Here is an 11837-nt window from a genome sequence, read left to right as displayed (position 1 = left end):
GTTTCACGAGGAGCGCCGCAGACTCCCGTTGGTTCGCGATGATCGGAGACGACCACATTGGACGCGTTGCTGCTGTCGCGGATCCAGTTCGGCTTCGTGGTTTCGTTCCATGTGCTGTTCCCCGCATTCACGATCGGGTTGTCGAGTTGGCTGGCGTTCCTGGAATGGCGGTGGCTGCGCACACGCGATCCGGTCTGGCGCGAGCTCTATTTCTTCTGGATGCGGATCTTCGCCGTGTCGTTCGGCATGGGCGTGGTGTCGGGCATCGTCATGAGCTTCCAGTTCGGCACCAACTGGTCGGCGCTGAGCATCGCGGCCGGAAACATCCTCGGGCCGCTGCTGAGCTACGAGGTGCTGACGGCGTTCTTCCTCGAGGCGGGTTTCCTCGGTGTGATGCTGTTCGGCTGGGGCCGGGTGTCGGAGAAGCTGCACTTCCTGTCGACCTTCCTGGTCGCGCTGGGAACCGTGATCTCGACGTTCTGGATCCTCTCGGCCAACAGCTGGCTGCATACGCCAGACGGCTATGCGCTGATCGACGGCGTGTTCCAGCCTGCCGACTGGATGTCGATCATCTTCAATCCCTCGTTTCCGTACCGGCTGACGCACATGGTGCTGGCGGCGTTCATCACCACCTGCTTCGTCATCGGGGGCGTCGCGGCGTGGTACCTGCGCCGCGGCGAACATGTCGATGGCGCCAGGCGGATGCTCAAGCTGGCCGTCGCGTTCGCCGCGATCACCGTGCCGGTGCAGATCGTCGTCGGTGACCTGCATGGCCTCAATACCGCCGAGGTCCAGCCGATCAAGCTCGCGGCGATGGAGGGGCACTGGCACGAAAGCGCGCCGGGCCAGGGCGTGCCGCTGGTGGTGTTCGCGGTGCCCGATGCGGAAGCGGAACGGAACGACTTCGAGTTCGCGATCCCGCGGCTCGGGAGCCTGATCCTGACCCACAGCTGGGACGGCACGATCACGCCGCTGACCGCCGTGCCGCGCGACGAGCGGCCGCCGGTCGCGCCGGTCTTCTATGCGTTCCGGATCATGGTCGCCATCGGCCTGGCGATGCTCGCGCTGAGCGTGGTCTCGCTGTGGGCATGGCGGCGCCGGTGGCTGTTCGAGTCGACCTGGCTGCTCAACGCCTGGCGGCTGATGGCGCCGAGTGGCTTCATCGCGGTGCTGGCCGGCTGGGTGGTCGTCGAGATGGGCCGCCAGCCCTGGGTGATCCAGGGCCTGCTTCGCACTGCGGACGCGGTCAGCGACATCGACCACACCAGTGTGATCGTCTCGCTGGGCGCCTTCCTGCTGGCGTATGCCGTGGTGTTCGGCGCGGGCGGCGGCTACATCCTGAAGATGATCCGCAAGGGCCCGCAGCCCTTCGATGACGGCCCGGACTCCGACGAGGGCGAGCGAACACCGGCGCGGCCGATCTCCGCCGCCGACGGTCCGGTGGGAGACGACTGATGGACATGGCGACCGTGCTGCCGGTGATCTGGTTCGGCGTGATCGGATTCGGCGTACTGATGTACGTGCTGCTCGACGGTTTCGTGCTGGGGCTGGGCGTGCTGGCGCCCTTCGCCGAGGATGGCAGCCAGCTCGACCACATGATGACCACCGCTGCGCCCATCTGGGACGGCAACGAGACCTGGCTGGTGCTGGGCGGCGCCGGTCTGCTGGCGGCATTCCCGCGCGCCTACGCGATCGTGCTGTCGGCGCTGTACCTGCCGGTGCTGCTGATGCTGATCGCGCTGGTGTTCCGCGGCGTCGCGTTTGAATTCCGCTTCAAGGCCCGGCGCGGCAAGCGCTTCTGGGGCGCGGCGTTCGCGGTGGGCTCGCTGCTCACGGCGTTCGCGCAGGGCGTGATCCTCGGTGCGCTGGTCGAGGGCATGCCGCTCGAGGAGGGCAAGTACGCAGGCGGCGCGCTCGACTGGTTCAGTCCGTTCTCGATGCTGACCGGTGTGGCGGTGGTGTTCGGGTATGCGTTGCTCGGCAGTACCTGGTTGATCCTCAAGACCGAGGGCCGGCTGCAGCTGATCGCGCGCACGCTCACGCGGCCGCTGGTGATGGTCGTCGCGGCGTTCATGGGCCTGGTCAGCGCGTGGCTGCCGTTCCTCGACTCGCGGATCATGGCGCGCTGGTTCGAGGACGGGAACTTCTGGTGGTTGTCGCCGGTGCCGATGCTGGCGCTGGTCAATGCGGTCTGGCTGTGGCGCGCGGCGATGCGCGAAGGCCGCGACGCGCGCCCGTTCCTGCTGACGCTGAGTTTCTTCGGCCTTGGCTTCGCCGGCCTGGTGCTGGGGATCTGGCCCAACATCGTGCCGCCGTCGCTGAGCATCTGGGAGGCGGCGTCGCCGCCCTCGTCGCAGGGCTTCGTGCTCGCGGGGCTGGTGGTGCTGCTGCCGCTGGTCCTCGGCTACACGGCGTGGTCATACCGCGTCTTCCGCGGCAAGGTGGCCGCCGACGCCGGCTATCACTGAACCCCGCGTCATCGCCGCGCGCCGCAGCCCGGTCCCCGCCATACCCAAGGTCGCGCGAATGCCGCACAATCCCGTGTGTTTCCGCGGTCTTCGCCCATGCACGCCTACGTCTACAAAAGCCAGCGCAAGGCGGACACCTACGTGTACCTCGCCAAGCGCGACGCGTTCGACGTCCTGCCCGATGCAGTACGCGAGCAGTTGGGCACGTTGAGCTTCGTGCTGGATGTCGCCCTCACGCCCGAGCGCAGGCTCGCCCGCGAGGACGCTTCGACCGTACGCGAGCGCCTGCGCACCCAGGGATTCCATCTGCAGATGCCGCCGCGTGGGCTGATGGATCCGCTGACGGAGGACTGGGGCACCGATGCCTGAGTCGACCCAGCGTTTCTCGTCCGTCACCGGTCGCCCCCTGAGTCTCGTGTTCCTGGCCGGCCTGGCGCTGGCCGCGCTGACCGTCGTGGGCGGCCCGGTCGCCGCATTGGCCGGTGCGCTCGCGCAGCCGGCATTCGCATTGTTCGTCCGCGCGCTGCGGACGCGCGCGGCTCCGCCCGGCCCCGCGCTGCAGACCGACCTGGTCTCGCTCGCGGTCGCGTGGAGCGGCGCGACGGTGATGACCGCGGCCCTGATCGTCTGGCCGCTCTCGGCCCTGCGCCAGGGCGGACAACTCGGCGCGGTGCTGGTGCTGAGCGTGGCCGCGGGCCTTGCGGTCATCGCGTTCTGGCGCACCTGGCCGCTGTGGCACGCGCTCGAGCGCGATGGCGGCGATCTGCGCGTGCACTGGCGCACCCTGGCCGAACGCGACACCAGCCACTGGCGCGGCGTCGGCGCTGCGCTCTGCGTCGCCGCCATCGTGGCGCTGGTGCTCGCGCCGGCGTGGCTGCCGCCCGGCGGTATCGGTCCGCGGATCGGCCTTGCGGTCTTCTCCATCGTGGCCTGGGGCGGCCTGCATGCAGTCCTGCAAGGGCTGGCCCCGCCCGCCGCGTTGGCGATGCCGATCATCGAGATGCCGGGCGATCCGGCGGCGGCGCTGACCGAAGCTCCGCTCGACGCCGCGCCCGACGTCGCGCTCTATGCTGCCGCGCGCGCCGGGCGCGTGGATCGCGCGCTGGCGCTGATCGAAGCGGGCGCCGATGTCCGTGCATTGCCGGAACCCGGCGATCGCGACCAGCGCAGCCTGGCCGTGCTCGCGGCGGTGCTGCCCGACCTGCGCCTGCTGCGGGCGCTGATCGCAGCGGGCGTCGACGTCAACGCCGCCCATGCCGGCATGACGCCACTGCTGGCCGCGACCCGCGACAGCTGGCACGGTCGCCCGGATGCGGTGATGACCCTGCTGGCGAACGGCGCCGATCCGCGCATCGTTGATCACGAGGGCAACACGCCGCTGCATCTGGCGGCGCGCAGCTCCGATCCGGGCGTCGCCGCGCTGCTGCGTGATGCGGCGGCCGAGCTCGAGGCCCGTAACCACGACGGTCTGACCCCGCTCGGCATGGCCTGCGCGGTGGGCAACTGGCGGCTGGCGAAATTCCTGCTCGAGCGAGGAGCCCGAGCGGAGAGCGAGGGCGGCACCCCCGCGCTGCTGGCCGCGGCCGGCGGCGACGAGGACGACGCCGCTGGCGTGCAGTTGCTGATCCGCCACAAGGCGCGCGTGGACGCGCGCGATGCGCAGCGCCGCAGCGCGCTGCACGTGGCGGCCTTCCATGGCCACGCCGACATCCTCGCGGCCCTGCTTGCCGCTGGCGCCGACGTGCGCGGGCGTGACAGCGACGGTCGCACGCCACTGCTGGAAGCCGCACGTGGCGGACGCCTCGCGGCGCTCGATGCGCTGCTGGCTGCGGGCGCCGACGTCGCCGCGGTCGACATCGCCGGCCGCAACGCGCTGATGCTGGCCTGCTCGGCAGAGCTGCCGTCGGCAGCCCTGGTGCAGCGGTTGCTGGATCTGGGGGTGCCGGCCGACGTGGTCGATGGGGACGGGCGCAAGCCGGTCGACCGCGCTGCCGAGACCGGACGCTGGACGCTCGTGCGCCTGCTCGACCCCGACTATCCGTTGCCGGCGAATCTCGGTCTCGACGATGACGATGATCTCGCCCCGGGCGGCGATCGCACGCCGGTGCTGTTGCTGCGCGCGAGCCTGCGCGAGGGCCGCTTCGAGGACCAGGGCCCGGTGCTGCGTCTGCTCGGCCCGCGCGATCTGGGCGGCTTGTTGCTCGACCCGGAAATGCCGCCTTCGCTCGCGCGCATCGAGTGGCTGCTCGCGCAGGGCGCCGACGTCGAAGTGGCCGATGCCGAGGGCCGGCCGCCGCTGTGCGCGCTGCTGTCCTCGGCGCCGACCGTGCTGCCCATCCTCCAGGCGTTGCTGCGCCACGGCGCGTCCCCGGGCGGCGCCGGCAATCTCGCCCGCTATCTCGCCGCCTGCGTCGAGGACGACCAGGCCGGGCGCGCGTTCGAGAGCTTCGCGCTGGACCTGCTGGCGCGCGGCGCGGATCCCTACGCGGCCGCGCCCAATGGCGATCCGCCGCTGGCGCTGGCGGTCCGACTGGGTTGGCTGCATCTGATCGAACGCCTGGTCTGTCACGGCGTCGACCTCGCCCTGCGCGACAGCCGCGGCATGACCGCCCTGCATCTGGCTGCCGCGCTGGGACGCGAAGGTGCGCTGAAGGTGCTGATCCGCCACGGCGCCTCGCCGGTGGCCTGCGCTGCCGACGGCCAGACGCCGCTGGGCGTGGCCCTGTCGGCCGGTCGCCGTGATCTCGCCGACTGGCTCGACTGGCGGGGCTGGAAACTGCCGGGCCGTGCGCTGGAGCCGACGGACCTGCCGGTCGCCGCCAGCTCTGGCGACGCCGATGCAGTGCGTCGGCTGCTCGATCTGGGATTCCCGGTCGATACCGCCGATGGGCAGGGCTGCACGGCGCTGCTGCGCGCTGCCGGTGGCGGGCACCGCGCCGTTGTCGACCTGCTGCTGGCGCGCGGCGCCGATCCCGCGCGTCCCGCGCAGTCGGGGGCGACGCCGCTGTCGGCGGCGGTCAGCATGCGTCATGCCGACGTCGTCGACCGTCTCCTCGAAGCGGGTGCCTCGCTCGACCATCGTCTGCCGGGCGAGGTCAGCGTGCTGATGCTCGCGGCGGCACTGGGCCTGCCGGATCTGGCCGGGCGCCTTTTGACCGCGGGCGCCGACATCCATGCCACCGACGCCCAGGGCCTCACTGCGCTGCACTGCGCGGCGCTCTACGGCTTCACCTCGCGCGATCGGCCTCGCCTGCTCGCCCTGTTCGACACCCTGCTTCTGGCAGGTGCCGAGGTCGATGCGCCGGCCGCCGGCGGGGTGACGCCGCTGCTGCTGCTGCTCGGCGCCCGCGCCGAGCCCGGCACTGCCTGTGACGAGGACGTGGTGCTGGCGGCGATGGAACATCTGCTCGACGAAGGCGTCTCGCTCGAATCGCGCGACCAGCGCGGCTTCGGTCCCCTGCACCTGTCGGGCCTGCACGGCCAGTTGCGCATCGCGCGCCGGCTGCTCAGGGCGGGTGCCGACCCGGACCTGCGCGACACGCTCAACCGCACCCCGCGCGAGATCGCGGTGATGCGCGGCTTCATCGACGTGGCGGCGGAATTCACCCCGCCCCAGGCCGGGGATGGCGTGTCGATGGCCCGGTTCCTGCGCGAGCAGCGCTGAGCCAGGCGCCGGCCGGCAAGCCCGGGGCTTGCCGGACAGGGGCCGGGCCGGCACAGTCGAGGTCCGGTCACTTGCAGGACGCACCCATGCACCGAACTCTCTCCGCCTTGCTCGGCATCGCATTTCTTGCCGCCGCCGCGCCCGTCGCCGACGCCCAGAACGCGCGCCAGGCGCGCCAGCAAGTCGAGGCCAGCATGCTGGTCACCGGCCACGTCGACATCGATCGCGATGGCCGGGTCAGCGCGCACGTCCTCGACCGGCCTGACAAGCTACCGCCCTACGTCATCGACCTGGTCGAGCGCGCCCTCCCGGCGCTGCGTTTCGAACCGATCCTCGTTGACGGCGCCCCGGTGCTCGCACGGGCGAAGATGAGCATACGGCTGGTGGCCAAGCCGACCGGCGATGGCGACGGCAATATGCAACTCCGCATCGCGGGCGCGCATTTCGGCGAGGAATACTCCGACAGCGATCGCACCAGCGTGCGGCGGTCGAACCTGCGTCCGCCGCGCTATCCAATGAACATCGCGCAGATCGGTGGCAAGGGGACGGTCTACCTGCTGGTCCAGGTGGGCCGTGATGGCAGGCCCATGGATGTCGTGGCCGAGCAGGTCAACCTCACTGCAGTGGGCAGCGCGCGGGAGATGGAGATGATCCGGACCGCCCTGGCGAAGACGGCCGTGGACAATGCCCGCAAGCATTGGGTCTTCACGCCGCCGGATGCGGGCGAAGCCGCCGGACGCGACTACTGGGTGGTCCGCGTGCCTGTCGATTTCCGGCTGGACAACAGCGGAGAGACCGCCCATGGCAAGTGGATTGCCTATCACCCGGGTCCGGTGCAGCGACCGGCGTGGGCGGCGCCCACGCCTCTGGGCTTCAGTCCCGACACACTGGTCGCCGGCGGCATGACACCCGAGTCCTCGCGCTTCAAGCTGCTGACGGCGCTCGAGGGCTGATCGTGGAGCGCGGGTGGGAGCTCCACTCGCGACATCCCGATGCTGTTTGGCGGGCAGTATCGGGCCGGCCGACGGGCGGACAGTCGAAAAAAAGCCCCGCGATGCGGGGCTTTTTCTTGGACGACGCTTCGTCAGCGCTTCATCGACGAGAAGAATTCGTCGTTGGACTTCGTGCTCTTCATCTTGTCGAGCAGGAACTCCATCGCGGCGATTTCGTCCATCGGGTGGAGGAGCTTGCGCAGGATCCAGATGCGCTGCAGCAGGTCCGGCTCGATGAGGTAATCCTCGCGGCGGGTGCCCGACTGGTTGACGTTGATCGCCGGGTAGACGCGCTTTTCGGTGATGCGGCGGTCGAGGTGCACTTCCGAGTTGCCGGTGCCCTTGAACTCTTCGTAGATCACCTTGTCCATCGCGCTGCCGGTGTCGACCAGGGCAGTGGCGATGATGGTCAGCGAGCCGCCTTCCTCGACGTTGCGCGCCGCGCCGAAGAAGCGCTTGGGGCGGTGCATCGCGTTGGCGTCGACGCCGCCGGTCAGGACCTTGCCCGAGCTCGGCACCACGTTGTTGTAGGCGCGGGCGAGGCGGGTGATCGAGTCGAGCAGGATGACGACATCCTTCTTGTGCTCGACCAGGCGCTTGGCGCGTTCGATCACCATCTCGGCGACCTGCACATGGCGCGCGGCCGGCTCGTCGAACGTCGAGGAAATGACCTCGCCGCGCACGGTGCGCTGCATCTCGGTCACTTCTTCGGGCCGCTCGTCGATCAGCAGCACGATCATGTGCACGTCGGGATGGTTGTAGGTAATCGCGCTGGCGATCTGCTGCATCATCATCGTCTTGCCGGCCTTCGGCGGCGAGACGATCAGGGCGCGCTGGCCCTTGCCCTGCGGGGCCATCAGGTCGAGGATGCGGCCGGCGATGTCCTCGCTGGACCCGTCGCCACGCTCGAGCTTGAAGCGCTTGCGCGGGAACAGGGGGGTCAGGTTCTCGAACAGCACCTTGCCCTTGCTGGCTTCCGGCGGCTCGCCGTTGATCGTGTCGACGACCGACAGCGCGAAGTAGCGCTCGCCATCCTTGGGCCAGCGGATGCGGCCCAGCAGATGGTCGCCGGTGCGCAGATTGAAGCGGCGGATCTGGCTGGGCGAGATGTAGACGTCATCGGGGCCGGCGAGATAACTCGCCTCGGCCGCGCGCAGGAAGCCGTAGCCGTCGGGCAGGATCTCGAGCACGCCGTCAGCGACGACACCTTCGCCGTGGCGGGTCAGGACCTTGAGCAGGCCGAAGATCACGTCCTGCTTGCGCGCGCGGGCCACGCCTTCGATCGCCAGCTGGTCGGCGATGTCGAGCAGCTTGTGCGCCGGCATCTGCTTCAGATCGCTCAGCGTGTACTGCGGGAAGCCTTCCGGGATGTTCGGTGGCGGCAGGCGCTGGACGTGGTCGTTGCCGCCGTCCTGCGGCAGGCCGTCGTCGCGCCCACCGCCGCGCGGACGGTCGCGCCGGTTCTTGAAGCGGTCGCGGCGGTTGTTGCCGCCCTGATCGTTGTTGTTGCCGTTGTTGTTGCCGCGGTTCTGGTTCTGCTGGCCGCCACCCTGCTGGCGCGGTTCGCCGCCCTGCTGGACATTGTGCTGGCCGCCGTTGGGCTGACCATTGCCGGGGCTGCCCGGGTTGCCGCGCTGGGTGTCGCCGTTGCCCTGGCCGGATTCACTGCTCGCCCGGGGCGGGTCGGCACGTGGCGTTTCGGGCTGTGGTGCGGCGTCCCGGGGCGGAGGCGCACTGATCGCCGCAGGCCTGGGCGCCGGGGCGTCCTGGGTGGCCAGCGGCAACTGCGACTGGCTGTCGGATGGTGCGGAATCGGCGGCCTTCTTGGCCACGCGCGGCTTACGCACGCGCTTCACCGCGGTGTCGCCCTCGGGCGTGCCGGGATCGGAAGTATTGTCGGACAAGCGGAAAATCCTCGCTCGGTGCGAGCGCCCGGGACGGGCGGTGGCGGAAGATGGACGGTCTGGAGTGACGTCAGATGGGTGCGGCGGGCCGATGGCACGCCGGAGCAGCGCAAACCTAGCACTGCGCCCGACCGGCGGCAAGCGGGCGCCGCACGGTCGGTTCAGTCGGCATCGCCCTTGCAGGGTCCGCCGACGGTTTGAACGGACTCAGAGCGCCTTGTCGATCATCTGGGCAAGCTGTGGCTTGCCGACGGCGCCGATCTGGGTCGCCTGGACCTGACCGTCCTTGAACAGCAGCAGCATCGGGATGGAGCGCACGTGATACTTCAGCGCGGTGGCCTGGTTCTGGTCCACGTCCACCTTCACCACCTTGGCGCGGCCGGCGTAATCGCCCGCCAGCTCGTCGAGCGCCGGGGCGATCATCTTGCAGGGGCCACACCAGGGCGCCCAGAAATCGACCAGCACCGGCACGTCGGACTGCAGCACGGTGGCTTCGAAATCTGAATCGCTGGCATGGATGACGGCTTCGGTCACGGGGGTCTCCGGTGGCTGGGCGCCCGCTTGAAGCAGCGGGGCCGGGATGGATGTAAAATGGGGAATCGCCGACCGGAATCAAGGTGGCGCTCCTGCGGGACGGCATAGCGTCCTGCGCCCAGGCAGTCTGCCGTCGCGACTGCCTCCCACGCAAGCACGCGGCGCCCTCCAGTCGGCGACGCCCCGGACACCTTCCTACGCATGAGCGACAAGCCTCTTACCGACATCACCTTCTCGTCCTTCGACCTGCATCCGGCGTTGCTTGCCGGGCTGGAAGAGGCCGGGTTCACCCGCTGCACGCCGATCCAGGCGCTGACGCTGCCGCTGGCGCTCGCCGGCCGCGACGTCGCCGGCCAGGCCCAGACCGGCACCGGCAAGACCCTGGCGTTCCTGGTCGCCGTGATCAACCGGCTGTTGTCGAAGCCGGCGCTGGCCGACCGCAAGCCGGAAGACCCGCGCGCGCTGATCCTCGCGCCGACCCGCGAACTCGCCATCCAGATCCACAAGGACGCGGTGAAGTTCGGCAGCCACCTCGGGTTGAAGTTCGCCCTGGTCTACGGCGGCGTGGACTACGACAAGCAGCGGCAGATCCTCACCGAGGGCGCCGACGTCATCATCGCGACCCCCGGCCGTCTGATCGACTACGTCAAGCAGCACAAGGTCGTCAGCCTGCACGCCTGCGAGATCTGCGTGCTCGACGAAGCCGACCGCATGTTCGACCTCGGTTTCATCAAGGACATCCGCTTCCTGCTGCGGCGCATGCCGATCCGTACCGAGCGGCAGACGCTGCTGTTCTCGGCGACGCTGAGCCACCGCGTGCTCGAGCTCGCCTACGAGCACATGAACGAGCCGGAGAAGCTGGTCGTCGAAAGCGAGTTCATCACCAATGCCAAGGTCCGGCAGGTGATGTACTTCCCCGCCGACGACGAGAAGCTGCAGCTTCTGCTGGGCCTGCTCTCGCGCAGCGAGGGTGCGCGCACGATGGTGTTCGTCAATACCAAGGCGTTCATCGAGCGGGTCGCGCGGGCGCTGGAGAAGGCCGGCTACCGCGTCGGCGTGCTGTCTGGCGATGTGCCGCAGAAGAAGCGCGAGAGCCTGCTGAAGAAGTTCCAGGCCGGCCAGCTCGAACTGCTGGTGGCCACCGATGTCGCCGCCCGCGGCCTGCACATCGACGGCGTCAGCCATGTCTTCAACTACGACCTGCCGTTCGATGCCGAGGACTACGTCCACCGCATCGGGCGTACCGCGCGTCTGGGCGCCGAGGGCGACGCGATCAGCTTCGCCTGCGAGCGCTATGCGCAGAGCCTGCCCGAGATCGAGGCCTACATCGAACAGAAGATCCCGGTGGAGCCGGTCACCGCGGAGTTGCTGACCGCGTTGCCGCGCAAGCCGCGCGAGGGCGTCGAACTCGATCCCGAGGACGGCGAGAGCATCGGCGAGATCTTCAAGGAAGTGCGCGAGGCCCGCGCGGTCGAGGATGCCAAGCGTGGTGGCGGTCGCAGCGCTGGCGGCGGCCGCGGTGCCGGTGGCGGCCGCAGTGGTCCCGGCGCGCGCGCGTCGGGCAGCGAGGGCCGTGGCGAGCGCGGACCGCGCAAGCCGCGTCGCCGGCCTGAAGACGCCGCAGCCGACGCTGCGCCCGCTGCGCCGGCCGCAGCAGCGGCGCCCGTCATCGATGCCGCGGCTGCAGTCGCCCAGGCGACGCCGGACGAATCGCGTCCGCCGCGCAAGCCGCGCCGCCGGCGGGGCGGCAAGAAGGTCCAGGGTGCGGCCGCGCCGCAGCCCGGTGTGGCCGCAGCCGTCGAGGCGCCGGCGAAGCCGCGTGGCGATGCCGGCAAGGGTCCGCGTGAAGTGCGCCCGACCCAGCGGCCGGCGACGACCACGCCGAAGGCCGACACGGCGCCGTCGCTGCTCAGCCGCATCGGTCGCGGGCTGCGTCGTCTGGTCTCGGGTGGCGACACGCGCTGATCCGGCGTCGCCTGGCCGTCGAAGAAAAAGCCCCGCTCCGGCGGGGCTTTTTCGTGCGGGCGGTTCCCGCGCGGATCACCGAGCAGGGCGGGAACGCGCGCCGGTGACTCCACCCGATGCCGCGCTCGGCGGTCGCACCCGCATGCGGGCCATGGCCGCGCTTGCGGCCCCCGGAACGGCAGCGCCGCCAGCAGCGCGGCCACGGCAGTCCGGGCCTGGCGCTGCGGGGCCGGCGCGATGCGCGAACTTCGCACTCGATACCGCATGCCGCGCTCCCGCATGGAGCGCAACGCTGTCTCCCGAGGGCGCT

General features: G+C 70.2%; 8 protein-coding genes. 6 read left to right on the top strand and 2 right to left on the bottom strand.

Features of this window, described 5'->3' with window-relative positions:
* Positions 1–57 precede the first annotated feature (57 nt).
* From EGK76_RS13885 to EGK76_RS13865, 5 genes are all read left to right on the top strand, one after another.
* Positions 58–1455: a cytochrome ubiquinol oxidase subunit I gene (locus EGK76_RS13885; protein WP_123833006.1), complete on the top strand. Its 1398-nt coding sequence runs from the start codon at positions 58–60 to the stop codon at positions 1453–1455.
* Positions 1455–2468 carry a cytochrome d ubiquinol oxidase subunit II gene (gene cydB / locus EGK76_RS13880; RefSeq protein WP_123833005.1) on the top strand — a complete coding sequence of 338 codons (1014 nt, stop codon included), beginning with the start codon at positions 1455–1457 and terminating at the stop codon, positions 2466–2468. Before EGK76_RS13885 ends, cydB begins: the two co-directional genes overlap by 1 nt.
* 96 nt (positions 2469–2564) lie before the next feature.
* Positions 2565–2837: a YcgL domain-containing protein gene (locus EGK76_RS13875; RefSeq protein WP_096297080.1), complete on the top strand. Its 273-nt coding sequence runs from the start codon at positions 2565–2567 to the stop codon at positions 2835–2837.
* Complete coding sequence (locus EGK76_RS13870; protein WP_123833004.1) at positions 2830–6132, top strand: ankyrin repeat domain-containing protein; 3303 nt, start codon at positions 2830–2832, stop codon at positions 6130–6132. Before EGK76_RS13875 ends, EGK76_RS13870 begins: the two co-directional genes overlap by 8 nt.
* An 86-nt stretch (positions 6133–6218) precedes the next feature.
* Positions 6219–7085 carry a protein tonB gene (locus EGK76_RS13865; RefSeq protein WP_123833003.1) on the top strand — a complete coding sequence of 289 codons (867 nt, stop codon included), beginning with the start codon at positions 6219–6221 and terminating at the stop codon, positions 7083–7085.
* A gap of 131 nt (positions 7086–7216) precedes the next feature.
* Here the strand turns inward: EGK76_RS13865 and rho are convergent, their stop codons facing one another.
* Both rho and trxA read right to left on the bottom strand, forming a co-directional pair.
* A complete protein-coding gene (gene rho / locus EGK76_RS13860; protein ID WP_123833002.1) occupies positions 7217–9028 on the bottom strand; it encodes a transcription termination factor Rho in 1812 nt (603 codons plus the stop codon).
* A gap of 207 nt (positions 9029–9235) precedes the next feature.
* Positions 9236–9562 (bottom strand): thioredoxin, encoded by a 327-nt coding sequence (trxA, locus tag EGK76_RS13855; RefSeq protein WP_096297084.1) that lies wholly within the window; start codon positions 9560–9562, stop codon positions 9236–9238.
* Between the two features lie 201 nt (positions 9563–9763).
* Here trxA and rhlB point away from each other — a divergent pair, with 201 nt between their 5' ends.
* Complete coding sequence (rhlB, locus tag EGK76_RS13850; RefSeq protein WP_123833001.1) at positions 9764–11527, top strand: ATP-dependent RNA helicase RhlB; 1764 nt, start codon at positions 9764–9766, stop codon at positions 11525–11527.
* The last annotated feature ends 310 nt before the right edge of the window (positions 11528–11837 follow it).

It is taken from the genome of Luteimonas sp. 100069 (assembly GCF_003813845.1).
GTDB classification, from domain to species: Bacteria; Pseudomonadota; Gammaproteobacteria; order Xanthomonadales; family Xanthomonadaceae; genus Luteimonas; species Luteimonas chenhongjianii.
Note: the sequence above shows the minus strand (reverse complement) of the source record. Positions and strands in the feature narration are given on the sequence as shown.